The 25,966-nt window shown below is 49.9% G+C and carries 18 protein-coding genes; 15 read left to right on the forward strand and 3 right to left on the reverse strand.

The window, feature by feature from the left end; all coding sequences use genetic code 11:
• The first annotated feature begins 54 nt into the window (after positions 1 to 54).
• The 4 genes from E0E16_RS08255 (at position 55) to E0E16_RS08270 (ending at position 3,097) form a co-directional block, all read left to right on the forward strand.
• Positions 55 to 261 (forward strand): hypothetical protein, encoded by a 207-nt coding sequence (locus tag E0E16_RS08255; protein WP_130829927.1) that lies wholly within the window; start codon positions 55 to 57, stop codon positions 259 to 261.
• 226 nt (positions 262 to 487) lie between these two features.
• On the forward strand, positions 488 to 1,768 hold the full coding sequence (gene glyA / locus E0E16_RS08260; RefSeq protein WP_130829928.1) for a serine hydroxymethyltransferase: 1,281 nt from the start codon (positions 488 to 490) through the stop codon (positions 1,766 to 1,768).
• A gap of 271 nt (positions 1,769 to 2,039) precedes the next feature.
• Entirely contained in the window at positions 2,040 to 2,774 is a 735-nt protein-coding gene (locus E0E16_RS08265) for a hypothetical protein (protein WP_130829929.1), read from the forward strand.
• A 56-nt stretch (positions 2,775 to 2,830) separates the two neighbouring features.
• Complete coding sequence (locus E0E16_RS08270) at positions 2,831 to 3,097, forward strand: hypothetical protein (protein WP_130829930.1); 267 nt, start codon at positions 2,831 to 2,833, stop codon at positions 3,095 to 3,097.
• 76 nt (positions 3,098 to 3,173) lie between these two features.
• Here the strand turns inward: E0E16_RS08270 and E0E16_RS08275 are convergent, their stop codons facing one another.
• Positions 3,174 to 4,691 (reverse strand): beta-helix domain-containing protein, encoded by a 1,518-nt coding sequence (locus E0E16_RS08275; RefSeq protein WP_130829931.1) that lies wholly within the window; start codon positions 4,689 to 4,691, stop codon positions 3,174 to 3,176.
• 96 nt (positions 4,692 to 4,787) lie between these two features.
• Complete coding sequence (locus E0E16_RS08280) at positions 4,788 to 7,595, reverse strand: TonB-dependent receptor (RefSeq protein WP_130829932.1); 2,808 nt, start codon at positions 7,593 to 7,595, stop codon at positions 4,788 to 4,790.
• A 607-nt stretch (positions 7,596 to 8,202) separates the two neighbouring features.
• On the opposite strand from E0E16_RS08280, the gene E0E16_RS08285 reads away from it, so the two are divergent.
• The 4 genes from E0E16_RS08285 (at position 8,203) to E0E16_RS08300 (ending at position 14,570) form a co-directional block, all read left to right on the forward strand.
• Positions 8,203 to 9,000, forward strand: a complete 798-nt coding sequence (locus E0E16_RS08285; RefSeq protein WP_130829933.1) for a YaaA family protein — start codon at positions 8,203 to 8,205, stop codon at positions 8,998 to 9,000.
• Positions 9,001 to 9,888: 888 nt separating this feature from the next.
• Positions 9,889 to 10,542: a rubrerythrin gene (gene rbr / locus E0E16_RS08290; RefSeq protein ID WP_130829934.1), complete on the forward strand. Its 654-nt coding sequence runs from the start codon at positions 9,889 to 9,891 to the stop codon at positions 10,540 to 10,542.
• Positions 10,543 to 10,824: 282 nt separating this feature from the next.
• Entirely contained in the window at positions 10,825 to 12,111 is a 1,287-nt protein-coding gene (serS, locus tag E0E16_RS08295) for a serine--tRNA ligase (protein ID WP_130829935.1), read from the forward strand.
• A gap of 98 nt (positions 12,112 to 12,209) precedes the next feature.
• On the forward strand, positions 12,210 to 14,570 hold the full coding sequence (locus tag E0E16_RS08300) for a bifunctional dihydroorotate dehydrogenase B NAD binding subunit/NADPH-dependent glutamate synthase (RefSeq protein ID WP_130829936.1): 2,361 nt from the start codon (positions 12,210 to 12,212) through the stop codon (positions 14,568 to 14,570).
• A 555-nt stretch (positions 14,571 to 15,125) separates the two neighbouring features.
• Here the strand turns inward: E0E16_RS08300 and E0E16_RS08305 are convergent.
• Complete coding sequence (locus tag E0E16_RS08305) at positions 15,126 to 16,625, reverse strand: TrkH family potassium uptake protein (RefSeq protein WP_130829937.1); 1,500 nt, start codon at positions 16,623 to 16,625, stop codon at positions 15,126 to 15,128.
• Between the two features lie 34 nt (positions 16,626 to 16,659).
• Between E0E16_RS08305 and E0E16_RS08310 the strand changes: the two genes are divergently transcribed.
• From E0E16_RS08310 to E0E16_RS08340, 7 genes are all read left to right on the forward strand, one after another.
• Positions 16,660 to 16,974 (forward strand): hypothetical protein, encoded by a 315-nt coding sequence (locus E0E16_RS08310; protein WP_130829938.1) that lies wholly within the window; start codon positions 16,660 to 16,662, stop codon positions 16,972 to 16,974.
• A gap of 453 nt (positions 16,975 to 17,427) precedes the next feature.
• Complete coding sequence (locus E0E16_RS08315) at positions 17,428 to 20,703, forward strand: glycosyltransferase family 117 protein (RefSeq protein ID WP_130829939.1); 3,276 nt, start codon at positions 17,428 to 17,430, stop codon at positions 20,701 to 20,703.
• Positions 20,704 to 20,709: 6 nt separating this feature from the next.
• Positions 20,710 to 21,330, forward strand: coding sequence for a polysaccharide deacetylase family protein (locus tag E0E16_RS08320; protein ID WP_130829940.1), 621 nt, complete (start codon positions 20,710 to 20,712; stop codon positions 21,328 to 21,330).
• A complete protein-coding gene (gene queG / locus E0E16_RS08325) occupies positions 21,299 to 22,276 on the forward strand; it encodes a tRNA epoxyqueuosine(34) reductase QueG (protein ID WP_130829941.1) in 978 nt (325 codons plus the stop codon). Before E0E16_RS08320 ends, queG begins: the two co-directional genes overlap by 32 nt.
• Positions 22,277 to 22,783: 507 nt before the next feature.
• Positions 22,784 to 24,337 (forward strand): ArnT family glycosyltransferase, encoded by a 1,554-nt coding sequence (locus tag E0E16_RS08330; RefSeq protein ID WP_130829942.1) that lies wholly within the window; start codon positions 22,784 to 22,786, stop codon positions 24,335 to 24,337.
• Between the two features lie 52 nt (positions 24,338 to 24,389).
• Entirely contained in the window at positions 24,390 to 25,148 is a 759-nt protein-coding gene (locus tag E0E16_RS08335; protein WP_130829964.1) for a glycosyltransferase, read from the forward strand.
• Positions 25,141 to 25,800: a lipid-A-disaccharide synthase N-terminal domain-containing protein gene (locus E0E16_RS08340; protein ID WP_130829943.1), complete on the forward strand. Its 660-nt coding sequence runs from the start codon at positions 25,141 to 25,143 to the stop codon at positions 25,798 to 25,800. Before E0E16_RS08335 ends, E0E16_RS08340 begins: the two co-directional genes overlap by 8 nt.
• The last annotated feature ends 166 nt before the right edge of the window (positions 25,801 to 25,966 follow it).

Here is a 25,966-nt window from a genome sequence, read left to right on the forward strand (position 1 = left end):
GTACGCAAATCTCCGCTCATTCGCCAACCGGTCATTTGCCATCGGCGGACATGCGTGTTGCGAACCATTGAACCACACGGCGACAGACGCGTTTCCGAACATTTTTGGATAGGGCTGAACCACGATAGGGAATGTGGTTCCGACCGGTTTTTCAACAGCTCATCCGGAAATCGAAACATGACGAAAAAATTTTACATTCGGAAGGATTGTCCCGACACTCGCAACACACTGAAAGACAACAGATTAAAAAACAGCTTTTAAAAGCTTACCTTTTGCAGTGCAAAAGCTTACCTTTTGATTGCCGAAAGCTCATCTTTTACACGGCAAAAGATGAGCTTTCGGGAACTGATACTGAATATTTTTTCACAATTATTTGTTCGATTTGCGGAATTTCATTATATTTGCAAACAATTAAAAACATAACCTATGTCTTCGAGAGCCTAACCAAACAAAACCGCTTGAAAAGACACTTAATACATTATACAACATGAGAAGAGATCTTGAGATTTTTGATCTTATCGAGAAAGAGCACCAGCGCCAGCTGAAAGGAATGGAGCTGATTGCATCGGAGAATTTCGTAAGTGAAGAGGTAATGCAGGCAATGGGTTCCTACCTTACCAACAAGTATGCCGAAGGCTACCCCGGTAAAAGATATTACGGTGGCTGTCAGGTAGTTGACGTAGTGGAAACGGTTGCCATCGAGCGCATCAAGAAAATCTTTGGCGCAGAATATGCCAACGTTCAGCCCCACTCCGGAGCACAAGCCAACCAGGCAGTGTTCCTCGCTTGCCTGAAGCCCGGAGACACTTTCATGGGTATGGACCTCGACCACGGAGGGCACCTCTCTCATGGAAGCCCCGTGAACACATCGGGAATCCTCTACCGCCCCATCGGCTACAAGCTCAACCGCGAGACGGGACGCGTGGACTATGAGAACCTTGAGCAACTCGCACGCGAAAACAAACCAAAACTCATCGTGGCAGGCGCATCGGCATACAGCCGCGAATGGGACTACGCACGCATACGCAAAGTTGCCGACGAGGTAGGCGCCATCTTCATGGTGGACATGGCTCACCCTGCCGGACTAATCGCTGCCGGACTGCTTGAGAACCCGGTGAAATACGCACACATCGTTACCACAACCACACACAAAACACTGCGCGGTCCGCGCGGAGGTGTCATCCTCATGGGCAAGGACTTCGACAACCCATGGGGCATCAGACTCAAGAACGGCAACCTCAAGAAAATGTCAGCCGTGCTCAACTCAGCCGTCTTCCCGGGCAACCAAGGAGGACCACTCGAGCACGTCATCGCTGCCAAGGCAGTGGCTTTTGGCGAAAACCTCGAACCAAGTTGGAAAGAATACGCCACACAGGTGAAGAAAAACGCTTCCACACTGGCACAGGCATTAATCGATCGTGGCTTCGACATCGTCAGCGGCGGTACGGACAACCACTCCATGCTCGTGGATTTGCGCAGCAAATTCCCCGACCTCACAGGTAAGGTGGCTGAGAACGCACTCGTGGCAGCCGACATCACCGTGAACAAAAACATGGTTCCGTTCGACAGCCGTTCCGCATTCCAAACCAGCGGCATCCGCCTGGGTACGGCGGCAATGACCACACGTGGTGCGAAAGAAGACATGATGCACCTCATCGCCGAACTGATTGACACCGTGCTCACGGCTCCGGAAGACGACAAGGTCATCACCAGCGTGCGCGAGAAAGTAAACGCTACCATGAAGGATTATCCTTTGTTCGCTTACTAATCGACAAGCAAAGAAAAAAAGAAGATTTTTGAAATTATATTTTATGTTCGGATGTCCGCTCTCTTCGGGGAACGGACATCCTCTTTTTCACCCCCTCTCACTCACATTCCTCATCCGAAAAAAGGAAAAATATTAAGAAAAATGAAATAATTTATATTTTTTAGAGAAAAAACAAACACTTTTCACAAACTTTTTGTATCTTTGTCGCATGCGACATACGCATGAGGTATATATTCTAACCGTAATTACTAACAAGTTAATACCTAAACTTATGAAAAAAATTCTACTCTTAGCCCTCGTGGCAATCAGCAGTCTTGCAGCATCAGCACAAGAAGTAACAATCATCACAGAACAACCGAAAGGAACCGTGAAAGTTTACGACAGAGACGGTTCGGCACTTTATTACTACAAAGGTGCAGACGGAAAAGGAAAGCTGGGAAAAGCGAAACAGGACACTCTGGGCACCATGACGATTGTCTATGCACCTGACAACAAAACCATCTACATCAAAGATCCCCTTTCCATCGAAGATATAGGCACATGGGTAAAAGGTACCATTGAAGGAAACAAAATCACTGTTCCGTGTGGTCAATACATCTATCAGAGTAACGAAGGATGGGGCGTACAAGTAGGCATGATGAAAATAAATTCCGAAGGATCGTCGTTTGAAATCAATAATGATATGCCAAACTTCACCTATACTGTTGCCGGCAATACAATCAGTTTGGATAATACAAAAGAAGACTTAACGAGCGTATTGAGCGGATGGTACTCCGATAATAAGGAATGGATAGTTTCGACAGATATAATGTCCAAATATACTTTCAATGCAGAAGCAACTGCCATTGACAAAGTTACAAACAAGGAAAACAACGGCGAAATCAACAATGAAATTTATTACGACCTCAACGGAAAGAAAGTCAATAAGGAAACAAGAGGCGTACTCATCAAGAAATCAATCTTCAAGAACGGCACTGTAGAGACATCGAAATACATTGCAAAATAAGTTTCAATTTTTTTTCATTTTTTCCGCGACGTTCCGACTTTGGGGCGTCGCGGTTTTTGGTTATTCACAAATGGGAAGCAAAGAGAGATTCACGCCGATACATCCGAGGAATTCCCACCAACAAGAACTTGCCCGGGACTTGCAACCACAAAGCAACACTCCTGCCATACCTGACAAGAAGAAGCCTCACAGCCACCTTGTCCGGTGATGGAATGTGGCAGATTTTCCTGCAATGGCTGCAAAGAAAAACCGCCGTATGCCGAAAGGCACGCATGGCGGTTGAGCAATCGGTGAACACAAAAGTGGGAGATAAACCCCTATGACCGGTGTTTACCTCCTACTCGATTCATATGAGCCAACGCGCAACGCCGACTCTGTCTTCCACTTATCAGACTTTGCTTAATAATCGCGGTTCTGTGGGTCGAACTCCGCCCATCCTTTCGTCCAGTCGGTAGCACCGAATGCCCCGATGAAGGGTACTTTCTCGAACCAATTGCCCGCGAAATCGAACACAGCCCCGGTGAGCAACGCACTGCCCGCTACCGGTGTGTAACCATTAGCTCCCACCAATGATTTCCACGAGTCCATCACGAGGTTGCCTTTCTGTGCCTTAAAGAAGGTGCTTGTGAAAGAAGGTTTGCCCGGATCGGTTGTATTGGTCTTGTAATCGTACAACTCATCCTTGTAAACTCCGTTGTAGTCGGACCCGATGATGTCCATTCCTGCGAACCAAATGTTCTCCAATTTCATTTTCCCGGCTTTGGCTGCACCCTGTGTATCGCCCTTCTGATTATCAAGAATCAATCCAATGGGGTAGCCCATGGCAACAGAGTTGTAGCAATTCATGCGCGAGTTGCGACGGATGTGCATTGCAGCCTGAAATTTACCGAGTGCCGCGCCATTGTTGGGGTTCATGCTTCCGCCTGTGATGTAGTCGGTGGTGTTCTTGAAGTTAGGGTCGAGCACCTTCGGACCTACGAAAGTGATGTTCGAGAAAGTAGCAGCCGTGAATGGACTGACATCTGAGCCACTTGCGTTGTTATCGCTTTCAAATCCGTTGCTCTTCGATGTGTCGGCAAGTTTCGAGTCGCGCACCACGAGTCCAAACTGCACGCTTCCGCGGTAGCCGTTGTCGGTATCAAAGTCGTCGTCCCATCCCTTGTAAGCGATGAGGTATTTAGCGTTCACCGTACCTCCGAACCACTCGTAAGAGTCGTCGTTGCTATATGAAACCTGGATGTGGTCGATTTTCGTTCCCGAGCCTACGGAACCGAATGTCAAGCCATTGATTTCTCTGTCTTTCTCAAAAGGATACCCGGCAAATTCGATGCGTACGTAACTGAGCACGCCCGAGTTGTCTGCATCGTCGTTTCCGCCGTGTTTGGTGCGTGGTCCGCCCTCTATCTGCTGTTCTCCTTGATTGGTTTTAGCCTTTCCACAGAGTATGACTCCACCCCAATCGCCCGGTTTGCGTTGTCCTTTTGGTTGTGCGGAGGTGAAGACGATGGGTTCGTTCTCCGTTCCCTGTGCGATGAGTTTGCCTCCACGTTCGGCGATGATTGACGCTTTGGTGGTTTTGTCGCCCTTGATGATGGTTCCCGGTTCAAGAGTGAGTTCTGCTCCGTTGGCAATGTATATCCAGCCTTTCAGCGTGTAGGTGCCTTTTTTCAGTGTCTGCTTGCCGGTGAAGACAAATTCCTGATTGCCGTTGCCTATTTCCTTTCCTTTTGGGTCTTCCATTCCATTGGTAAAGAGCAGGTGGTCGCATGATTTGATTGAGCCGTCCGTTCCCCAGACATATTTTTCTCCCGGTGTGGGATTAGGGTTGGGGTTGGGGTCATCACTGCTGCATGCTGCGAAACCCAATGTGAGGGTCAGCATTGCAGCGTAACCGAAAAACTTAAAATTCTTGTTCATAACTGTTTTGTTGATTTTGTTTCCCTTCTTTATTGCCGATGATGAGTCGGTTTTTCTGTTGGGAAGAAGTTAGAAATTATTTTTGTTGTTCTTGTGTTAAAACTTATAGATGGCAGAGAATCCGATGTTGTGTCCGGGTCGGTAAGACCGGGTTACTTCTTCCACCTTGCGATAGGTTCCGTCGGCGTAGGTAACGTCGGCAAACTGTTTGTAGTTCACCTTTTGTGCGAGCAGGTCGCGCAGGCTTAGTTTCAGTTCCCAGTGTTTTCCGAACTTCTTTGATGCCGTGAGGTCTATGACGTCGCGTGGCATTTCGTAGCTATCGGGTACGCGAGAGTTCACGTCGTTGCCCGAAGTTGTTCCTTCGCTGCGTCCCACTCCTATGATGCGTTTTCCTATTCTGTTGTAGAGCAGCGAAACGTTCCATCCATATTTCTCGTTGATGTAGAAGAAGCCTGAGTTGATGAGGTAAGGCGATTGTCCCTGCATGGGTCGGTTTGCTTCTTTTGCTCCTGCTTCGAAGTTCACTTTCGACTTGATGAGTGCGCCGTTGAACGACCAGCTGAAGTCGGGCAGTCCCATGAAGTCGAGTCTTTTTCTGATGTCGAGTTCCACTCCGTAGCTGTTTGCCGATTGTGCGTTCTTGTAGGAATAGATGAGGTCTGTTCCTCCCGACACGGTGTAGGTCCATTCTATTGGCGAATCGAAGTGTTTGTAGAAAGCTGCCAATGATATGATTTCGCTTTTTCCGGGATAGAACTCGTAGCGCAAGTCGATGTTGTCCACGTAGCAGTTTTTCAGTTTCGCGTTACCTTGTACGTTGGAGGCGAGGTCGAAGTCGTAGAATACGGATGATGACACTTCTCTGAATTCGGGTCGGTTGATGCTTCTTCCGTAGGATGCTCTCAACTGGTGTTGTTCGTTGAATTTATACGTGGCGTTGAGTGATGGGAAGAAGTCGTTGTTCTTGTAATATGTGCTTACATGGCTCACTTCTGTGTCTTTTGCGTTCGAGATGAGTTCCATGTTGTTGTGTTCAAATCGGACACCGGCGTAGATACCGAGTTTCCCAAAGGGGAGAGAGACCGACAGGTAGCCTGCGCCTAAAGTATTGTGTCCGATGTAGTCGTTGCGCATGTTCATCTGTTCGAGCAGATAGAGTTTGTCGCTGCCAAAGTTGTTGGGATTGCTGAGCAGTTCTGTCATGTCCATGTAGCGGAATCCCATTGGCATATTGTTGTCGGAAGCGTCCCAGTTGTAGATGAACTCGCGGGTATCGTAGTCGCGGGTTCGGTATTCCGCGTAGGCTCCCGCCTGCACTATGGGTTCAAAGTTGCCGAAGGCAAAGTGGTGTTTGTCGTTCACTCCTGCCGAGACGATGTGTTCGTTGAGTCTTGTCCATTCTCTCGATATGTCGTTTCCCGTGGTCAGTGCCATTCGTCCTGTTTCTATGGCGTCGTCGGTGAGGTAGCGACGGCGGTCGGGAATCATGCGATTGGCGTAGGCGTAGCCGACGTTCCAGTCCAATTCATCGTTTTTTATGGTGTGTTTCCCGGTGAATTGTGTGTTGTAGGTTGCACGACTTCTGTAATAGTATTCTGCCGAATGTTCTTGGTTTGATTGTGCGCTGATTCCTTCTCTCCACGTGTATCGACTGTTGCCTATTTGGTTAAAGATGTTCTTGAACTGAAACTTGTTCAATCCGTTGGCAGTGAGAAATGTGAGGTTGAGCATGGCTCCGAGTCGTACGTTGTGGTTGTACTGGTCGTCTAAGGAGTGGCGCAAGTAGTTCTGTTGGTCGTTTTGTGCATCGTAGATGCCGAAGAGGTTGTTTTCCATTCCTCTGTAAGCGCGCGTTTCGTTGCTGTAGTTCATCATTGCAATCAGTCCCATGCGGTGTTCGCCCAGGTTCCAGCGGTGGTTCCAGTTCAGTGCCATCTTCAGGTCGCCGAATGGTTGTCGGGTGTGTGTTGTCCAGTCGTTGTTCAGTTCGTTGCCCATCAGGTCGATGCGCTCGTTTCCAAAGTTGTTGAGGTGTGCCCGGAATCCTCCGCCGAGCATTCGTTTCCCACTGTCGAAGCCGAGGAAGTCGGTGCCCGACCCTTTGTAATACTTAAAGTCCTGAAAAGCCGACTGGGTGTTCCAGTTTCCGCCGAGAAGTGCGCTGAACGAGTTTTCTGTTGGGATTTCCTTCGTATTGACGATGATGAATCCTCCGCTGTAGTCGGCAGGATATTCCGGTGCCGGTGTTTTGACGATGGTGAGGTTGTCGATTTGCGAACTTGGGATGATGTCGAACGAGAAAGCCCTTGAGTCGGCTTCCGAGCTGGGCACTGCTCCACCATTTATCCACACGTTGTTGTAGCGTTGCGACAGTCCGCGCACCATGACGAATTTATCCTCTATGAGGCTCACGCCCGGTATGCGTCTTATCACCTCGCCGGCGTTGGAATCCTGAGTTCTACTTATTTCTTGTGCCGATATGTTGCTCACTATGACGGAGCTGTTTTTCACCACCTGAATCATCGCTTGTTCGGTGTTGCGCCTTGCAACTGCCGTAACCGATACTTCCTGTAGTTGTTTCTCGTCAGTCTCCAGAGCCACTTTCAACATCTTATCTGCTCCTGAAGCCTGCGTTTCAACTCCGTCAATTTTTTTTGTTTTGTATCCCACATACCTCACAATGAGGTTGTATTTTCCCGCTTTCAAGTCGGTGATGGTGAAGTTTCCGTCGATGTCGGTAACTGCCACCGGTTTGTCGCCCTCAATTTCTATGGTGGCGCCAATGATGGGAAGATTGGTCTTCGCCTCGTAAACATTTCCGATGATTTCCTGCGCTTGCAGCCGCAAAACTCCGATAAGGAGCAAGAGTGCCGCGAAAAATCCCCTTTTCATACAATTCATCTTTTTTGCTTTTCGTATTTTAATTTGTCGCTGCAAAAGTACGGACGTTGTGTTAAAGAAAAATTAACAAGATGTGAATAGGTTTTTACGTCTTTGTTACGAATTTGTTGCAAACGTTACAAAGTTGTGAAGCGTGGTGTTCGTTTGATTTTTGTAATAAAATGCAGAACTTCTCCGCAGTTCACGCGGAAGAAGAAGCATGATGAAAATATTTTACTTCCGAGGATTGATTACATGGTTTGTAACTTATTGATACACAGAACCATAAAAATTGGGATGCAAAAGCTTACCTTTTGTCTTGCAAAAGCTCACCTTTTGACAGCCGATAGCTTAGCTTTTAGAAGGCAATGGCTTAGCTTTTGCAAGTTGTTGCGGAAGTTTCTTTACAAACTTGCTCCTTGACAGGCAAAAAAACAAGAGGTTTGCCTCCATGACGGACAAGGATGGCGAAGGGGGAAATGAAAAAAATAATGCGGGAACGGCTGATTTTTACGGAAAATGTGATTATCTTTGTAAATTCAAAACATAACCACTACGCGGACATAATGGTCATGGGGAGGGAAAAATTCCATGACACACGAGCGTAAAAACAACAGAAAACAGAACCATGCAGATTATTTTGGCTTCGGCAAAGATTATGAACCCGGATAAAGAACGCTACGAGCAAGGGGCATTGCCACCCACCTCGGAACCGCCTTTCCTGCGTGCGGCGGAACGTTTCGCGCAAGAGATGGCAGGACGGTCGGTGGAAGAGCTGCAGGCAGAACTGAAGTGCAACCGCCAATTGGCAGCAGAGACGAAGTTGCGCTATCAGGAGTTCCCCAACCCGAATTGCAGGCTGCCCGCCGTGTTGGCTTACTTCGGGCAGGCGTACAAATGTCTGGACGCCGCATCGCTCAACGCCGACGACCTGCTTTTTGCCAACCGCCGACTGTGGATTCTCAGCTTTCTCTATGGCATGTTGCGCCCCCTGAACCACATTCACCCCTACCGCATGGAAGGAAAGGTAATGACGGGCGTGTCAGCCGGCAGAACCATGTTTGAATATTGGAAACCGGTGCTCACCGATTTCCTCATCGACAACGTGAAAGCCGATGATGGCATCTTGGTGCATCTTGCCACGGCGGAATATCAACAACTCTTCGATTGGAAACGCGTGCTGAGCGAGGTGTGTGTCGTTCAGCCACGCTTCTACGTGCAAAAAGGCGACGAACTGAAGAATATTACCGTCTATGCGAAGAGCTGTCGGGGAGCCATGACGCGCCACATCATCAGAAATCGCGCCACACTGCCGGAACAACTCACCGACTTTGAATACAACGGCTTCCGCATCGTGCCACGCAGCGTGGGCGAGACCCTGCCGAAAAGCGGACCGGTGGAATGGCTGTGGACGGCACAGGGATGAGCCACGCGAAACGTTACGCCTGCTTGCGCTTCGCCTCGAGAGCCTTGCGCCGAGTGTCGCGTATCTGCTGCAAACGCAGGGTGAGCGTGGTGCCCACCTCTTGATTCTTGGTAATTAACTTTTCCATTGCTTTTCCTTTTTTTTATTCTTCCAAACGTTCGCAAAGATAGCCCGGATTGGATTTGCCGACAAGCATTTCAGACGGTTTTCAGCCTTTCACCACTGTTTTTTTGATGTGCGTCAATACATTTGACCTACATCAAGAAAAACAGCATGACAGCCATGCGCAAACGCAAAATCATTGCCCGACTGCCTTTATTTCATTACCTTTGCACCGAGTTAATAAGTGAATAAAAAATAACCGCGTGTCAAAGGGACGCGCACAGAAAAGAAGAAAGGACAACAATCATGTTTACATTTGGAGTTTTAACCACATTGGCAGCCGTAGTTGCCGAAGTCATCATCATGTCAAAGAAGGACAATTTCGACAGATAAACATCCATATATATGGATTAATTAATGTGGGAGGACACGCAACCGGCGAGTCCTCCCATATTCTTTTTCCGCATCCACACAAAGAACACAGCGCACACAACCGGGAAAAGGGAAGAAAAAAGAAATTATTTAGTTTCCGTCTATATTGAGAAGAAAGACCGAAAAGAAACCAAAATAATTATGAAATGTGAAAGAAATATCGTAAATTTGCAGATGAAAAAACATTGTAAAGATTACAAATATCGAGACGCAACACGCTGAAGTTGCCTGAGGCAGATTTATCGCTCCGCCTCGCGCGCCCGACAATCACCCAACAATGAAGCCACGCTCCCCGCGAGAGAGGAGAAAGGCAAAAAACAAGAAACAACAAACTCATTCAAATACAAAAACATTATGAAGAAAAAATTTATTTGCACCGCTTGCGGATACATGTACGAAGGTGCCGAAGCACCCGCAGAATGTCCCGTTTGCCACGCTAAGGCAGACAAGTTCAAGGAGTTCAACCCATCTGCCCTGAAAGGAACAAAGACAGAAGCCAACCTCCAAGCAGCATTCGCCGGTGAGAGTCAGGCTCACACCAAATACCAATACTACGCTTCGAAAGCTCGCAAAGACGGCTACGTACAGATGTCGGACATCTTCATGGAGACCGCTCGCAACGAGAAAGAACACGCAAAACTCTGGTTCAAGTTCCTGCACGAGGGCGATATCCCCTCCACCGACCGCAACCTGAGCGACGCAGCAGCAGGCGAGAACTACGAATGGACCGATATGTATGAGCGCATGGCAAAAGAAGCCATGGAAGAAGGCTTCCCCGAAATCGCCGTGAAGTTCCGAAAGGTAGGCGACATAGAGAGAAAACATGAGGAACGCTACCGCAAACTGTTGAAAAACATCGCCGACAAAGCAGTATTCGCAAAGGACGGCTCCGCCGTATGGCAGTGCATCAACTGCGGACATATCGTAGTGGGCAAACAAGCACCGGAAGTATGCCCCGTTTGCGACCATCCACAGAGCTTCTTCCAAGTAGCTCCGGAAAACTTCTAATCCATCAGTGTTGAAACATGAACATCAATCTTGCCGCGTCCCGTCTGGACGCGGCTTTTTTCGCTCATCAGACAAACCAACACCGAACGGCAATGACCCGAAATCAAGTGCCGAAACGCAATGCCGCTTGTACCGGAAAACACAACGTCGAAACACGGAATTTAACCCGGTTCGCAAAGTCCGACAACCGAGAAAAAAAGATTACGCGAAATTTTCGTGCATTTCAAATATATTTTTCGTAACTTTGTTTCCCAAATAGGAAATCATAACATAAAAAGAAACATGCTTACATTAAAGCTCATCAGTGAGGAAACGGAACGTGTGATAAAAGGGCTTGAAAAAAAGCACTTTACCAACGCGCGCAAAACCATAGAAAAAGTATTGGAACTCGACAGACTTCGTCGCACCAACCAACAACAACTCGACAGCGGAAAACAACAACAAAACCAACTCTCAAGGCAGATTGGCGGATTGATGAAGGAAGGAAAGAAAAACGAAGCAGAAGAAATAAAAAACAAAGTGGCAGAACTGAAAGCCACTGACAAGACACTTCGCGAGGAAATGGAAAAGGCACAAAATGCCCTAAACGAAGTGCTGCTCACCATTCCGAACATCCCCAACGATGACGTACCGGAGGGAAAAGACGCTTCCGACAACGTGGTGGTGAAAGAAGGAGGCACAAAACCCATCTTCAACGAAAAGGCATTGTGCCACTGGGACTTGTGCAAGAAGTTCAATCTCGTGGACTTCGACCTCGGAGTGAAAATCACCGGAGCGGGATTCCCCATATATATAGGTAAGATGGCACGACTGCAACGTGCGCTGGAAGCATTCTTCCTCGATGAAGCACGCAAGAGCGGATACTTGGAAATACAACCCCCGCTACTCGTCAATCAGGCATCAGGACTCGGCACGGGACAATTGCCCGACAAAGAAGGACAGATGTATCACGCACAGACCGACGACCTCTACCTCATTCCCACCGCAGAAGTACCCGTTACCAACATCTTCCGCGACGAAATCCTCGAAGAAGAACAGCTTCCCGTGAAACGTTGCGCCTATTCGTCGTGCTTCCGACGCGAAGCAGGTAGCTACGGCAAAGACGTACGCGGACTGAACAGGCTGCATCAGTTCGATAAAGTGGAGATTGTACGCATCGACACACCACAACATTCCTACCAATCGCTCGCCGAAATGCTCGACCACGTGGAAAGACTGCTCCAAAAATTGGAACTCCCCTATCACATCCTGCGACTTTGCGGCGGCGACATGAGCTTCACTTCAGCCATCTGCTACGACTTCGAAGTATGGAGCGCGGCACAAGAACGCTGGCTGGAAGTAAGTTCCGTGTCCAACTTCGAAAACTATCAGGCCAACCGCCTGCACTGTCGTTACCGCCGCTCGGCAGACAAAAAGATAGAACTCTGTCACACCCTCAATGGTTCGGCATTGGCATTGCCCCGCATCGTGGCAGCCATCATTGAGAACAACCAGACAGCTGAAGGCATTCGAGTGCCGAAAGTACTCGTACCCTACTGCGGATTCGAGTTGCTTGACGACAAGAACTGACCCTTCTGAGGACATTCCCTTTCCACAAAAACATCAACCCCACTCCACGATTAGCACCAAAAATGCCAACCGGGAGCGAAAAGGACAAAGAAAATATCATGAACAAGATTATCAGCAAAGAACAATTCTCAGAGAAGGTGTATTGCATCGTTGTGGAAGCACCCCTCATTGCACGAAGTTGCAAACCGGGAAACTTCATCATCGTTCGCGTGGACAAGAACAGCGAGCGAGTGCCTTACACCATTGCCAAATCCGACCCTGACAAAGGAACACTCACCATGGTCATTCAGGAAGTGGGACTCTCCTCCACCAAGTTGTGTAAATTAGCACCCGGCGATGAAGTACTCGACATCGTAGGTCCGTTGGGCAACGCCTCGCACATCGAGAACTACGGTACCGTGGTCTGTGCAGGCGGAGGTATCGGCATCGCAGCCATCCTGCCCATCCTCACGGCACTGAAAAAAGCCGGCAACCGCGTCATATCCGTACTCGCCGGACGCACCAAAGAACTGGTAATCATGGTGGACGACGTGGCAAAATATTCCGATGAAGTCATCATCATGACAGATGATGGATCTTATGGGAAGAAAGGTGTCGTAACCGTAGGTGTGGAAGAAGTCATACAACGCGAGCATGTGGACAAGGTGCTTGCCATCGGTCCACCCATGATGATGAAGTTCACATCGCTGCTCGCCAAGAAATACGGCATCCCCAACGATGTATCGCTCAACACCATCATGGTGGACGGAACGGGAATGTGCGGCGCTTGCCGACTGACGATTGGCGGAAAGACGAAATTCGTCTGCATAGATGGACCGGAATTCAACGGCGACCTCGTGGATTGGGACGAGATGTTCAAACGAATGGGAACGTTCAAGGGAGTGGAACGCGAAGAGATGGAACGCAAATCCGCTGTCATCGAACACACGGAAAAGAAAGACGAGAACGCAGCACCTGCCGGGACGGACAACTTGCACCCTGCGGAAGAAACGAAAGTGCCACTCGCCGAACTTACCAACCGCGATGCTGAATGGCGAAAGGAGCTGCGCAAGAGTATGAAACCCAAGGAGCGAACAGCAATAGAGCGTGTGCGAATGCCGGAGCTTGACCCAATCTATCGCGCCACGACACGCACCGAGGAGGTGAACAAAGGACTGACAACGGAAATGGCAATGCGCGAGGCTCAACGTTGTTTGGATTGTGCCAAGCCCACCTGCATGGAAGGTTGCCCGGTGAGCATCAACATCCCAAGTTTCATCAAGAACATTGAGCGCGGACAGTTCCTCAATGCCGCCCGTGTGCTGAAAGATACTTCCGCTTTGCCGGCAGTCTGCGGTCGCGTCTGTCCGCAGGAGAAACAGTGCGAGAGCCGTTGCATCCACCTGAAGATGAACGAGCCTGCCGTTGCCATAGGTTATTTGGAACGTTTCGCTGCCGACTACGAACGCGAGAGTGGAAACATCACCCTGCCCGATCTTGAACCATCGAATGGCATCAAAGTGGCAGTCATCGGGTCAGGACCCGCCGGACTGAGTTTTGCCGGCGACATGGTGAAAAGAGGTTTCCAAGTATATGTCTTCGAGGCACTCCACGAGGTGGGAGGCGTATTGAAATACGGCATACCGGAGTTCCGACTGCCCAACAAAATCGTAGAAGTGGAGGTGGAGAACCTCAGAAAACTCGGCGTACACTTCCAAACCGACACCATCATTGGAAAAACCATCAGCGTGGAGGAATTGGAACGAAACGGATTCAAAGGCATTTTCGTGGGGTCGGGAGCCGGACTTCCCAACTTCATGGGCATACCCGGCGAGAACAGCATCAACATTCTTTCGAGCAACGAATATCTCACACGTGTCAATCTCATGGATGCTGCCAACCCCGATACCGACACTCCCATCATCATTGGCAAGAAAGTGCTCGTCGTGGGAGGTGGCAACACCGCCATGGACTCCTGTCGCACGGCAAAACGGCTGGGTGCCGACGTTACGCTGGTTTATCGCCGTTCCATCGAAGAAATGCCGGCAAGAGCCGAAGAGGTGAAGCACGCTCAGGAGGAAGGCATCAACTTCCTCACGCTCCACAACCCAAAGGAGTATCTCGCCGATGAGAATGGGCGCGTCAGCGGTGCAATCCTCGACGTAATGCAGCTTGGCGAACCCGACGAGAGTGGTCGGCGCCGTCCGGAAACCACGGGCAAGACAATTACCATCGACTGCGATCAGGTGGTGGTGGCAGTGGGTGTATCGCCCAATCCGCTGGTTCCGAAATCCATCAAGGGCTTGGAATTGGGCAGAAAGAACACTATCGTCGTGAACGAGAGCATGCAGAGTTCGCAAGCCGACATCTATGCCGGTGGAGACATCGTGCGTGGCGGTGCCACCGTCATCCTTGCCATGGGCGATGGCAGACGCGCAGCGAAGAACATGGCGGAAAGCCTTCTGCAAAAAGGAAAATAGGCAAAAGCCGATTGGCAAACATACGATGGCAGGCGATTCTCCCTGCCATCATTCCTCAAAAGAAACGAGCAGGCGCATTGCGTCCGCTCGTTTCTTCGTTATATACTGCTGCTTCCATGAATATTCTTTTATCTCAAATCGCTCATTAGGATTTTTCGGTGTTCCATGGCAGTGAGAAAATCTTTATCTTTTCCCGATGGCACTCTAACCGCCATGAAATAACATTACAAAAACAACGTTCTCGACACATTTCTTAATCCACTGATAATTAGCAGGATATTAACTGCTGTTTAAAAGCTTAGCTTTTGCACCATAATACATGACCTTTTGCATTGCAAAAGCTAAGCTTTCGGCGTGCAAAAGCTAAGTTTTGGATTGACGAATGAAGAATTTTCAGGACATTATTGAATTTTCTCCATGCCGCCGAGGAAGAATTTTCGTGTTTTCAACGCTCCAAAAACCAAAGAATATGCCTGTCGGTTGTCTTGCCCCGACAGGCGCAGATGTCGATACATGAGTTTATGGAAGATGACTTGTGGTGAGAAAAATTGCTCACTAAGCCCAGCTTCCGCGCCAAGTGGGTGGATAAAAGATGAGCAGGAAACCGAAGATTTCCAATCGTCCGATAATCATCAGCACGGAGAGAATCCATTTCCCGGCATCGGGAAGCAACGCCCACGTGTAAGCCGGACCAAACTTGCCCAAGCCCGGACCGGTGTTGCCCATGGCGGAAACAACGGTTCCCGTTGCCTCGGTGAAGCCTACGCCCAACAACATCAGCAGCAGGCAACCCACAAAAATCAACACAAAGTAAGTGGCAAAGAAGGCAAGAACCGTGGTAACGACCTTGTTGTCGAACATCTTGCCGGCACGCACGGGCAAAACGGCATGCGGATGGAGGATTTGTCGGAACTGATTTTTGATGCAGATGGCAATAATTGCCAGGCGAAGGCTCTTGATTCCGCCACTTGTCGAACCCGTACAACCTCCCGAGAGCATGGCGAAGAGGATGAGCATCCACGTGAACGGCGGCCAAAGGTTGTAGTCATCGGTGGCAAAACCACAGGAGGTGTGCAAGGAAGACATTTGGAAAAATGCCTTTCTGAACGCTTCCTCCACTCCATAACCATTCTGCCAAATCAGCGTAAGGGTGATGATGATGGTGAGAACTCCCACGGAAGCCAAGAACCAACGCAGTTCGACACTGTGCCAAACCTGTCGGAAATGCCCCTTGACGGCTATGAAATAGAGTGAGAAGTTCACTGACGAGAAAAGCATGAACAGCGAAATGACATATTCCATAAATGGCGAATTCCAGTAAGCCACGCTCGCTTGTTTGGTGGAAAACCCACCCGTGGAAGTGGTGGTAAAGGCATGGCAGAGAGCATCGAAGACACCCATGCCGCCCGCGATGAGCAATACCGTCTCAAGGGCCGTGATGATGCAATAAATAGTCCAAATATAACGTGCCATGATGCGCGTCTTGGGATGTATCTTGTCATGCGTAACGCCCGTGGCTTCGGATGAAAAGAGCATCTGTCCGCTGGTGCCGAAGCCCGGCAGGAGGATAATGGTGAAGCAGACAATGCCCAGTCCGCCAATCCATTGCGTCAGACTGCGCCAAAAGAGTATGCCGTGGGGCATCTGCTCGATGTTGTTAAGGATGGTCGCTCCGGTGGTGGTGAATCCGGATATAGTCTCGAAGAAAGCATCTGCCACCGAGGGAATGTACCCACCCACGACATAAGGCATCATGCCAAAGAGTGTGTAGAACACCCATGAGAATGCAACCACGATGTAACCCTCCGTCCGACTTGCCGTGTCGCTGCTGTTCCTACCGTAAATCAGCAGCGTAACACTGACCAACGCACAAGCCGACAAGGAAATAAGAAACGCTTTCCAGTCTTCCTCGCCATACCATAGCGACACGCCACAACAAGCTAAAAGCAACAACGGCTCAAAGAGCAACAGCTGTCCCACCATGTGGGCAATGAGCTTATGGCTCGCCTTATTGTCCGATTCCTTCGGGCGCGCCGTGAAAATGTTGAAATTCATAATCCGTATTCTCTATATTCAATCATCCTGCGGAATGAAGCGAACTCTTGTCGCAACCTGCTTCGGTTTGCATCTCGGGAGCACCGCCCACCCATATCCCGACATCATCCGACACCATCCGTGCAATTACTTCAATGACGAATGTAGTCTTGATCGGGAGGCGGGGAGAATTGCCGTTGCGCAACATCCGCCCTGCCCTTTCAGCCGGCAAAGGTACGCAAAATATATGATATGCAAGCGCAGGAAAGCAAAGAAAGTTAGAAGAGGAATCCCGATGGGAAAAATATTGAATGAAGAACGCTTCGCAACGACACTTCCACCCCCTTTGCCACACAAGATTCAGCGTTGAAAAACAAAAGCTAAGCTTTTGCAATCCAAAAGGTAAGCTTTTGCAACTCAAAAGGTGAACTTTTGCAACCCAAAAGGTAAGCTTTTGCAGACCGGGGCGTAAGCTCTTGAAACACAACTACTTGGAAAGCAGGAAAAGCAAGGGGAAAAAGACAGCCGGATTCTGCACTGCACGAGCCCCCTCGGCATGACTTTCCGCGCACGTCGGGAAGCAACAAGGAAGGGCAGTGTTGTCCCTTCCACCCACGCTCCGCAAGCCACGCCGGGGCTTGCGTGTGGAAAACAATCCATGAAGAGAATGGAAGCGATGATGTTAAAAATTGGAAAGATAAAGATTTTATCCCCTTCCCTTGTATATTTCTGAATTTATATTCTTATCTTTGCACCAATAAATTAGAGAATAACATACCCGTCGGACAGCCCGATGGGAACGACAAAAAATCTGATGATACGGATGAAACAGTTTAAAATCGTGGACATCGCAATGGGATGGCTCGCCTTTCTGATTGCGGCATTCACCTATTGCTCCACCATCGAACCGACAGCCAGCTTTTGGGACTGTCCCGAATTCATTACAACAGCTTACAGATTGGAAGTGGGACATCCCCCCGGGGCACCTTTCTTCGCCCTTACCGCCAATCTTTTCTCACAATTCGTCAGCGACCCCTCGCAAGTGGCACGCATGGTAAACACCATGAGCGCACTGCTCTCTGCCACCTGCATCCTGTTCCTGTTTTGGACCATCTCGCACCTCGCACGCAAACTCATCGTGCGCGATGGTGAGGAAATCTCCTTGCCAAAACTTATCGCCATCGAAGGCTCGGCACTGGTGGGCGCACTGATTTACACCTTCAGCGATACGTTCTGGTTCTCAGCCGTCGAAGGCGAAGTTTACGCCTACTCATCGGCATTCACGGCAGTGGTGTTTTGGCTCATCCTGAAATGGGAGGACAACGCCAACCAACCGCACGCCGACCGCTGGCTCGTGCTCATCGCCTACATGACCGGACTTTCCATCGGCGTGCACCTGCTCAACCTGCTCTGCATTCCTGCCATCGTTTTAGTCTATTATTATAAAAAGGTGCCCGATGCCACACTGAAAGGCTCTCTGCTGGCATTGGGAGGCTCCGTCCTGCTCGTGGCAGCCGTGCTCTACGGCGTCGTCCCGGGCATCATCACCGTGGGCGGATGGTTCGAACTGCTCTTCACCAACACACTCGGCATGCCATTCAACACGGGAACAATCCTCTATATCTTCCTGCTGCTCGGCTCATTCATTTGGGCAATCTGCGAAACCTGTAAATGCAAGAATACGCCACGTGAGAACATCGCCTTCCTCATTGCCTTCGCGCTCATCGGTATCCCATTCGTGGGCTTCGGCTGGAGAGCATTCTTCACGGGCATCATCATCCTTTCCATCCTCTTCTTCGTACTGAAAAGAAAAAAAGACGGAAAGGCATGGGTCAGCTCGCGCACAAAGAACACCGCACTGCTCTGCATGCTCATGCTCATCATAGGCTATTCGTCCTACGCACTCATCGTCATCCGATCCACTGCCAACCCACCGATGGACCAAAACTCACCGGAGGACATCTTCACCTTAGGCAACTACCTCAGTCGCGACCAATATGGCGACCGACCGCTGCTCTACGGACAAGCCTACACCAGCCAACCGGCAGTGGAAGACGACGGAATGCACTACAAATTCAATGAGGGCGCACCCGTCTATCAACGCAAGGAAAAGGCTTCAGCCAATGAAAAAGACTCCTACTTCATCGTACGCCACAAGTCCACGCAGGTGTTCCAACAAAATATGCTATTCCCACGGTTGTGGGATGAAAGTCATGCCGCACAATACGAACAATGGATGGGCGGCATCGAGGGACACGACGCAGAGGGAGTGAAGATACCTACGCAATGGGAAAACCTGAAATTCTTTATCTCCTATCAGTGCAACTTCATGTATTGGAGATATTTCATGTGGAATTTTGCAGGCAGACAAAACGATATTCAGGGCAACGGCGAACCGGAACACGGCAACTGGATAACAGGAATAAGCTTCATCGACAACATGCTCTACGGCAATCAAGACCTCATGCCCGACGAACTGAAGGCAAACAAGGGACACAACGTATTCTACTGTCTGCCACTGCTGCTCGGCTTAATCGGACTTTTCTGGCAGGCTTATCGCGGACGCCGCGGCGTACAGCAATGCTGGGTGGTGCTCTTCCTCTTCTTTATGACAGGATTGGCCATCGTCTTCTATCTGAATCAGACACCGGGACAACCACGTGAGCGCGACTATGCCTACGCCGGATCGTTCTACGCCTTTGCCATTTGGTGCGGACTCGGCGTAACAGCCATCTACGACCGACTCAGGAAACTCAAGGTCGGAGGCGTGGCAGCTGCTGCCATTGCATCGCTTGCCTGCCTGATAGTACCCATACAAATGGCATCGCAGACATGGGACGACCACGACCGTTCCGGACGATACGCCGCTCGCGACTTCGGACAGAACTATCTGAACTCCCTGCAAAGGGAAGGTAGCCCCATTATCTTCACCAACGGCGACAACGACACATTCCCGCTGTGGTATAATCAGGACGTTGAGGGCGTCAGAACCGACGCAAGAGTCTGCAACCTCTCCTATTTGCAAACCGACTGGTACATCGACCAAATGCGCCGACCGGCCTACGACTCGCCGAGTGTCCCCATCAACTGGCAAAGAATCGACTATGTGAGCGGAACCAATGAGTATGTTCCCATCGACCCCTCGATTAAGGAGGAACTAAAGGCATTGTACAGGGACGACCCGCAGGCGGCACGCAGCGAATTTGGCAACGACCCATTCGAACTGAAGAACATATTGAAATATTGGGTGCGCTCGAAAGATCCGCAACTCCACGTCATTCCCACCGATACCATCTACATGACCATCGACAAAGAGGCTGTGCGCAAGAGCGGAATGATGATACCAACCGACAGCATTCCCGACCGAATGGCAATCTCGCTTGCAGGAAAACAAGCCATTTACAAGAAAGATCTCATGATGCTTGAGATGATAGCGAACACCAATTGGACACGTCCGCTCTATGTAGCCATCACCGTGGGTTCGGAAAACTTCATGAACCTTGGCGACAACTTCATCCAAGAAGGATTGGTGAACCGCATCACACCGTTCTATACCAAAGGAGGCAGGAACAATTACGATACGGAAAAGTCATACGACATCATGATGAACCGATTTAAGTGGGGAGGAATGTCCACCAAAGGACTCTACATTGATGAGACCATCATGCGCATGTGCTACACCCATCGGCGTGAAATGGCACAGCTCGCCCTCAGACTACTCGAGGAGAAGAAGCCCCAGAAGGCACTGAAGGTGCTCGAAAAAGTAGAGAAAGAGCTGCCTTGTTACAACATCCCCGTTAGCTATCTCTCCGGCTCCGGCTACATGGCGCAAGCCTATGCCATGCTCGGACAGAAGGCAAAGGCAAGAAAGCTCTTCGACACGCTGTGGAAAAACTCATGGCAGTACATACAATACTATCTCAGCTTGGATGAGCGTTACTTCAACATGAGTCAAAGCTCGTGCATGATGCACTTCCAAATCATGAAAGAAATGATGGATATTTGCAATGAAACTGACCCGAATTGGGCGGCAAAGCACAAAAGACAATTTGCCATGCTGCTTCAAGCCTACCAAATGAAGGGCGGACAAATGAATTAAACTCATATGCTGATAGAGCAACCGGCAAGATGGATGAGATGGCTTTACCCCCACGCCTTGTGGAGGATGTCGCCCGATGAGCACGCCGTTTACCTGACATTCGACGACGGGCCCATACCGGAAGCCACTCCGTTCATCCTCGACACGCTCGACAAGTATGATGCCAAAGCCACTTTCTTCATGGTGGGCGACAATGTGCGCAAACATCCGGAAATCTTCGATGAGGTTGTGCGACGCGGACATCTCGTAGGGAATCACACCTATCATCATCTCGGGTCGTTCAGGCATTGGACTCTGACCTATGCCATGGATGTAATGAAGGCAAACCTCCTCATCAAGTCGCATTTCTTCCGTCCCCCTCACGGCTGGTTGCGCCATACGGTGTATTGGTGGGTGAAACAAAACTATCGGGTGGTGATGTGGGATCTCGTTACGCGCGATTACTCGAAATGGCTCACGGGCGAAGACGTGCTCCGGAACGTGAAGCAATATGCTCGAAACGGCTCCATCATCACGTTCCATGACTCGCTGAAAAGCATCGACAAACTCCATTACGCACTGCCCAAGGCTTTGGAATGGCTGAAGAATGAAGGGTATGAATTCAAAGTATTCAAAATTGGCGACTAAGATAAAAGCCGAGGCTAAACGTCTCGGCTTTTTCGCTTGTGGGGCGGCTCGTGCCGAAAAGGTGGACAAGGACACTGCACGGAGGGTCAGGACGTGGATAGAAAAGGGCGGAAACGCGGAAATGGGGTACATGGCAAACCACACCGACAAACGACTCGACCCGGGATTGCTCGTCCCCGGAACGAAAACCATCCTGTCGTTGGCGATGAACTACGCACCGGCAGAGCACATTCCCCCCGAAGGCTATCAAATTGCTGCCTATGCTTACGGCAGAGATTATCATGAGGTAATGAAAGAAAAACTGCGCGAGCTGTTGCAACGACTCAACGAGGCAGACGCACTCCCGCCCCTACCCGCAGATGGCAATGCGGAAATACGCACATTCGTGGACACGGCACCGGTGCTCGAACGCTATTGGGCGTGGCGATGCGGACTGGGATGGGTGGGGAAAAACCATCAGCTCATCATTCCCCATGCCGGGTCGATGTTCTTTCTCGGCGAAATTTTCCTGCCTTTCGAACTGGATGCCTACGATGAACCCATGCGAAACCACTGCGGAAACTGCCAACGGTGCATCGACGCTTGTCCCACGGCAGCACTCAGCGAGGACAAGGAGTTCGATTCCGCCAAATGTCTGTCCTACCAACTCATAGAAAATCGTGGCGAACTATCCGACGAAGCAAAACGCACCATGGGCAATTGCATCTATGGTTGCGACCGGTGTCAGCAGGCTTGCCCATGGAATCGGTTTGCCATACCTTCGGACAATCCCGATTTCATGCCGCGACGAGAACTCTTGAGCATGACGAAAGAGGAATGGAACAACCTCACCATAGAGGAATATCGCCGCCTGTTCAAAGGTTCGGCGGTGAAACGCGCCAAATATGAAGGTCTGAAACGCAACATTGAGGCGGCAGGGACACCACCCACCGGGGACAAGGGCTAAGTCCGCACGCGAGAAGTCTTTTCCGTCCATGGGGAGGAAAAAAGTTCGATAATGTCCTAAATTTTCTTCATTCCTCCATCCAAAGCTTAGCTTTTGCACGCCGAAAGCTTAGCGTTTGCAATGCAAAAGGTCATGTATTGCAGTGCAAAAGCTAAGCTTTTAAACAGCAATTAATATTCTCCTGATTATCAGTGGATTACGAAGTGTGTCGAGAACGTGGTTTTTGTAATGTAATTTCATGGCGATTAGAACATAATTGGGAAAAGATAAAGAAATTCTCACTGCCATGCGCCACCGGGAAATCCCAATGACCGTGGGGAGAAAACAAGAGCTTCATGTTACAAAACTATGAAAAAAAACGGAAGAAAAGGAATTATTAACAAATTAATAGGTCATATTCGGCATAAATATCTACCTTTGCACACATCCTTACGCCGCAAAACTGAAAACAAGCGGCATGATGACAAACCAAGAGCATATATATAAAAGGTATAAGATTCTGACTACATGAGATGGAATAAATCGGACGCGGCATCCTGTTATGTTTTGTTTCTCCTCGCGGTGCTGCCAACATTGTTCCTGAGAGACTTCACCCCCGCCAACGAATTGCGCTATCTGAGCATCGCCGAAGAAGCCCTGCGCAACCATACGTTCTTTACTTTCACCAACCACGGCGTAGCGTATGCCGACAAGCCACCACTCTATTTTTGGTGGGTCATGCTCGGGAAGTGGATGTTTGGAACTCACCGAATGTGGTTTCTCTCGCTTGCTTCGCTCGTTCCCGCCCTCATCACCGTGAGAACCATGGATAAATGGGTGGAAGGAGAAATGCCCGACACCAACCGAACCATCGCCCGCATGATGCTGCTCACGGGCGGACTCTTCGCCGGTCTTGCCGTAACGCTGCGCATGGACATGCTCTTATGTATGTTCATCGTCCTCGCCCTGCGCGAGTTCCATCGCATGACTCGTCTGCAGGAGAACCGCAATCGCTCCGCGCTCCTGCTGGGTCTCTACACCTTCCTCGCCGTGTTTAGCAAAGGCATGGTGGGTCTGCTCGTCCCACTCTGCTCCTCCGTGGTTTACCTGCTGTGGAACGGCGAAATCAAAACACTCTTCCGCTATTGGGGATGGCGAACCTGGGTGCTTCCATTGCTGGGTGCCACGCTCTGGCTCGGCGCCGTCTATGCGGAAAGCGGTACGGAATATCTCCATAACCTTGTCTTTCATCAGACGTTCGACCGTGCGGTCAATTCCTTCCATCACAAGGCACCATTCTATTATTATGCCATCGCCGTGTGGTATTCCATCGCACCATGGTCGCTCGTAGTCATCTCCATCATCGGCATGGCTGCCGTTCGCCGCCTGCCACTGTTCAATCTTCAACGCCTCTTCGCCGCCACCGCCGCTTCCACTTTCGTCATGCTCTCCTGCATCAGCTCCAAACTACAGGTTTATCTGTTGCCTGCCTTTCCTTTCATCATCTATCTTGCTGCCTTCCATCTGCAGACGATGGCAAGAGAGCGATGGCTGAAAATCATACTCTCCGTCACGGCAGGCATCTTCGTCTGCGCCCTGCCGACAATCATCATCGTTGCCAACATCGGAGAAACGGCTTACCTCGCCCACCGGCTGCTCTTCGCCGCTGCAACGGTCATGACACTCGCCGGATTGCTCGCGCTGTGGCGCGTCTTCCGAAAGCAAAGCGAAGTCAAAGACGTTGTCGGCACTCTCTTCCACGGACTCTTGGCAACCCTCTTCATTGGCGGATGCGCACTGCCGGCAATCAACCCGTGGATAGGCTATGGAGCATTGTGCCAAAAAACGAAAGAGATTGCCAACGAGAAACACACGCGAGAAATCAGCGCGTTGGAGTTGCGCCGACCGGAGAACATGGATGCCTTGATGGGACTGCCGGTGAATGAACTGAAAGAGAAAGATTTGGGACTGCTGCGCACCTCGCATCGCACGGTGGTGATGCTGCGCCGAAAGTATCTGAAATACTTTCCCGACAAAAAAGCATGCATTGTGGGACCCAATGCCGTCATTTACATTGATTGACGATACCCCACTCAAGAATACAATCCATTTGATAAAAAACAACACCAAAGAGATGAATACAAATCTGACGTCGGAATACGAGCTGACCATCCTCGTGCCCGTGTTCAACGAAGAGAGCAACATAGAGAATTTGGAACGACGACTTGTCGCTTTCCTGCCACAATCGCTGCGCAAAGCCTGCGTCATGTTCATCGACGACGGCTCAAAGGACGACAGTCTGCCACGCATCAAGGCGGTGTGCGAGCGAAACAGTCACTTCTTCTTCCTCGCCTTGACGAAGAACAGCGGACTGAGTGCCGCCTTGAAAGCCGGAATCGACAACTGCCAATCGGCATACGTGGGATACATGGATGCCGACCTGCAAACGGCTCCGGAAGATTTTAACGTGCTCCTCCCCTTCATCGATGAGTTCGAACTCGTTACCGGCATACGTGCCAACCGCAAAGATACGTTCTTCAAGAAGTTTCAATCGCGCATTGCCAACGGTTTCCGCAACATGATGACCCACGATGGCGTACGGGACACAGGCTGTCCGCTGAAAGTGATGCACACCGACTATGCACGCCGCGTTCCTTTCTTCACGGGAATGCACCGCTTCCTGCCCGCACTCATTCTCCTGCAGAACGGAAGAGTGAAGCAAATGCCCGTGCGCCACTTCCCCCGCGTCAATGGGAAGTCGAAATATCACCTGCAAAACCGCCTCGTTCAACCGTTCTTCGACTGCTTTGCTTATCGCTGGATGAAAACGCGCTATATCAACTACAAGGTAGCAGAAAACAATTACATGAAACCAAACCGCGAAAATGGCTGACGGCATCCTCACACTCGCCATCGGCTTCTTGGCACAAACATTCTTCTCGGCACGCATCCTCGTACAGTGGATTCTATCGGAAAGGGCGCGCCACGTGCTCTCGCCCACCATCTTCTGGGTGCTGAGCCTCATGGGAGCCTATCTGCTCTGCATCTACGGATGGTTGCGCAACGACTTCGCCATCATTCTCGGACAGTTCATTTCCTATTATATCTATCTCTGGAACTTAAACCTCAAAGGAGTATGGAAACATCTACCCGGCATCGCCCGACTGGTCTTAACGGTTACGCCGTTGGTGGCAACAGGCTTTGTGGCAGAGAACGCCGGCGAGTTCGTGACACGCTTCCTAAACAATGGGGAAGTGAAACCGTGGCTGCTCGTTTTCGGTTCCGCGGGACAGGTGCTCTTTACACTGCGTTTCGTTTATCAGTGGATTTATTCCCACAACAAGAACGAATCGCGTCTCCCTGCAGGTTTTTGGGTCATTAGTCTCATCGGTTCAACGCTCATTCTCACCTATGGCATCATTCGATCCGATGCCGTGCTCATCGTCGGACAGCTTTTCGGCACCATCGCTTACACGCGCAATCTCTTCCTCATAGCCAACGAGAAGAGAGTGCGAGTTAATCACCCGTCATCCCAATCCCGATAACGAGCTTCACCCATTTCCATGAATACATAAGGTAGTGTCCTTAAAAGTGTGTAATTCATCTTTCCTTTCTCTGTACTTCCACTGTTATTTTATTCTTTTCTTTCCAGTTCTTGAATTGATATATTCTCCTTTCATATGTCGTCTTTGTTTCCTCCATCGCCACGGC

Source organism: Prevotella rectalis, assembly GCF_900607215.1.
GTDB classification, from domain to species: domain Bacteria; phylum Bacteroidota; class Bacteroidia; order Bacteroidales; family Bacteroidaceae; genus Prevotella; species Prevotella brunnea.

Bases quoted from the DNA above. Each gene is read 5' to 3' on its own strand.
- E0E16_RS08305 (WP_130829937.1), bottom strand. From the start codon at position 16,625: ATGAATTTCAACATTTTCACGGCGCGCCCGAAGGAATCGGACAATAAG.
- E0E16_RS08275 (WP_130829931.1), bottom strand. From the start codon at position 4,691: ATGAACAAGAATTTTAAGTTTTTCGGTTACGCTGCAATGCTGACCCTC.
- rbr (WP_130829934.1), top strand. From the start codon at position 9,889: ATGAAGAAAAAATTTATTTGCACCGCTTGCGGATACATGTACGAAGGT.
- E0E16_RS08315 (WP_130829939.1), top strand. From the start codon at position 17,428: ATGAAACAGTTTAAAATCGTGGACATCGCAATGGGATGGCTCGCCTTT.
- E0E16_RS08285 (WP_130829933.1), top strand. From the start codon at position 8,203: ATGCAGATTATTTTGGCTTCGGCAAAGATTATGAACCCGGATAAAGAA.
- E0E16_RS08310 (WP_130829938.1), top strand. From the start codon at position 16,660: ATGAAGCGAACTCTTGTCGCAACCTGCTTCGGTTTGCATCTCGGGAGC.
- glyA (WP_130829928.1), top strand. From the start codon at position 488: ATGAGAAGAGATCTTGAGATTTTTGATCTTATCGAGAAAGAGCACCAG.
- queG (WP_130829941.1), top strand. From the start codon at position 21,299: ATGAATTCAAAGTATTCAAAATTGGCGACTAAGATAAAAGCCGAGGCT.
- E0E16_RS08320 (WP_130829940.1), top strand. From the start codon at position 20,710: ATGCTGATAGAGCAACCGGCAAGATGGATGAGATGGCTTTACCCCCAC.
- E0E16_RS08335 (WP_130829964.1), top strand. From the start codon at position 24,390: ATGAATACAAATCTGACGTCGGAATACGAGCTGACCATCCTCGTGCCC.
- E0E16_RS08340 (WP_130829943.1), top strand. From the start codon at position 25,141: ATGGCTGACGGCATCCTCACACTCGCCATCGGCTTCTTGGCACAAACA.
- E0E16_RS08280 (WP_130829932.1), bottom strand. From the start codon at position 7,595: ATGAATTGTATGAAAAGGGGATTTTTCGCGGCACTCTTGCTCCTTATC.
- E0E16_RS08300 (WP_130829936.1), top strand. From the start codon at position 12,210: ATGAACAAGATTATCAGCAAAGAACAATTCTCAGAGAAGGTGTATTGC.
- E0E16_RS08265 (WP_130829929.1), top strand. From the start codon at position 2,040: ATGAAAAAAATTCTACTCTTAGCCCTCGTGGCAATCAGCAGTCTTGCA.
- E0E16_RS08330 (WP_130829942.1), top strand. From the start codon at position 22,784: ATGAGATGGAATAAATCGGACGCGGCATCCTGTTATGTTTTGTTTCTC.
- serS (WP_130829935.1), top strand. From the start codon at position 10,825: ATGCTTACATTAAAGCTCATCAGTGAGGAAACGGAACGTGTGATAAAA.